Consider the following 2107-nt stretch of genomic DNA (forward strand, 5'->3'; position numbering starts at 1 on the left):
TGACTATGCTGTATCGCTCGACGGATCGCCTCCGTCGTTGTGGCGCTCCCGTGCAGAACCTGGCCCATAGTGCCTCCTTCCATCCGATGGAAAAGATCGCACCATCAAAACCTGGGATCAAACACCTAGGCCCATCTCTCTCTGCTTCCCACCTTTCGCGAAGAAGAAGACCCAGCGGCGTCTTCCGTCCGTCGAGATCGAGAGGTATAGGCCGCCGCCGTCGCTATGACGGCCAGGCTTGCTAAGGGCCGCAACCGCCCTAGCGCTCAATTTGCCAATAACTCGTACCATTCGGCCCTAGTCCCGGCCCTAGTTGGAGCGCCGGATTGAGACGGCACGCCGCGATCTGCAGCGAAGGGCTACGGAAACGAATACACAATAAGCCATTAGAATCTAGGGGTTTTGTGGTCGTTTACGGATAACCGCGATCACCTACGGACAAACATTCAGTGGACCTCAGCTCCACCAAGGCTTTCGTATAAATAGCTGATCTTGTTGAGGCTGCGGCGTCATTGGCCGCGGTACCCAACATACCCCAACAGTAAACGCAAATCAGTTCGGACGGAAACGGCTCTATAGGGCTGCATTCGGATTTCAGTCCCTACGCACTGAACGCCCCCGTGGCTGGCTCACCTGGGAAAGCACGTGATCCACGCGCATAAAGATGTCGTCCAGGACTTCTTCGGCGTCGAAATCCTTGTCCTTCGCGGAAATCGCTTTTAGCGCGCCGCGGGATTGGGAGTGCAGAATTAGCACTCATCATGCGGCGAACGCTTTGACGCTGCGAATCGTTTTGCTACGGCCAGTATCAAAGCTCGCAAAGCGGTTATTTCAGATCGGTCGAAATCGTCAGTGGCCATCCGCAGGTGCCCCTCTATCTGCTGTTTCCGCAAGAGAGCTGAGGAGGTGCAAGCGAGCGTCAGGGCTATCCCAGTTTGCTGTCCGCAAGGTCCAGATCGCGCTGGAGGCTGCCGGCGTCGAGTTCCTGAATTGCGGCCAGCCCGGCGTTCAGAGGCGGAGTTTGGGAGCCGARGTATTATGTCACCTTATGCTTCTCGTGGGTGTGAGCGCTCGCAGGCCGGAGGACGCGTCGCTCGTTGTGATCGCGAGGTCAGGCGCGCACGAAATCGTTCTCGATCCACTCGATCACCGAACCGTGCCTTGGCTTCCAGCCTAGCTCCTTGCGGGCCTTCGCGGCACGGACGCGGCTATTCGAGCCGAGCGCGAAGACCGCAAGCTCCCGGCCCCATTTCGCGATTGCCTCCTGCGCCGACCAAGACTGTGCCGGGGCGAGCTTGAGTGTACTTCCGATCGCACGGACGAGGTCACCGAAGGCTGCCTCGCCATTCTCGACATAGTAGAAGCTGCCGGCCGGCGCCTTTCGAGCGCCAGGACATAGAGCTCGGCCATGTCGGCAATATGGACGTTCGACCAGACGTTAAGCCCGCGCCCGATGTAGCGGGGGATGCCGCTTTCCTTCGCCTGTGCGACGAGGGGCGGGATCTGCACGCTCTGTGCCGGCGGGCCGAACGTGTGGCCATAGATCAGACTGTTGCACAATACGATCGAACGCACCCCGGGGGCCGCATCGACGATCAACTGGTTGAGCGCGACTCGAGGCTCCTTGTCGGGCTCAGGCTTGACCGGCGTCTCCTCCGTGAAGGTGGCGTCCGAAGGCTCGCCCATCGCCTCATCACCGACGAGGCTGGTACCGCTTGTATGGATGAAAGGCTTGCCCGATCCGGCGAGGCCCGAGAGCAAGGCTTCGACCGCGCCTCTATGGTCTCTGTCGGCAGCGTTGACCACGGCATCCGCGGCTGTCGCCTCGGCCGCAAGCTGCTCGGGATCGTCGAGCGTACCGAGGACGGGCACGATGCCCTTGGCGAGGACGCTGTCCGCCTTGCTTGCGCTCCGCACGAGACCGCGCACCTGATGGCCTTGGGAGGCGAGCAATGTGGCGACCGCTCCGCCGATATACCCGCTCGCACCGGTAACGAAAATCTTCACTGGATTTGTCCTTGCATTGGGTCCGATCCTGGCCGGCGTCGGGGCGGCACGGGCTCAGGCGACTTTCGCATCTTCGTAGGTCGGGTAGTCGGTGTAGCCG

General features: G+C 60.8%; 2 protein-coding genes. Both read right to left on the reverse strand.

All coding sequences use genetic code 11. The features are described from left to right. Positions 1 to 117: 117 nt before the first annotated feature. Complete coding sequence (locus tag AC1DVA_RS27910) at positions 118 to 291, reverse strand: Arm DNA-binding domain-containing protein (protein ID WP_476808052.1); 174 nt, start codon at positions 289 to 291, stop codon at positions 118 to 120. Positions 292 to 1173: 882 nt separating this feature from the next. Beyond that, the gene (locus tag AC1DVA_RS27915) at positions 1174 to 1953 is read right to left on the reverse strand and encodes an NAD-dependent epimerase/dehydratase family protein (RefSeq protein ID WP_476808053.1); all 780 of its coding nucleotides are present in this window, start codon (positions 1951 to 1953) and stop codon (positions 1174 to 1176) included. Between the last annotated feature and the right edge of the window lie 154 nt (positions 1954 to 2107).

The organism is Allobosea sp. P4_C6 (genome assembly GCF_056402015.1).

Bases quoted from the DNA above. Each gene is read 5' to 3' on its own strand.
- AC1DVA_RS27910 (WP_476808052.1), bottom strand. From the start codon at position 291: ATGGTACGAGTTATTGGCAAATTGAGCGCTAGGGCGGTTGCGGCCCTT.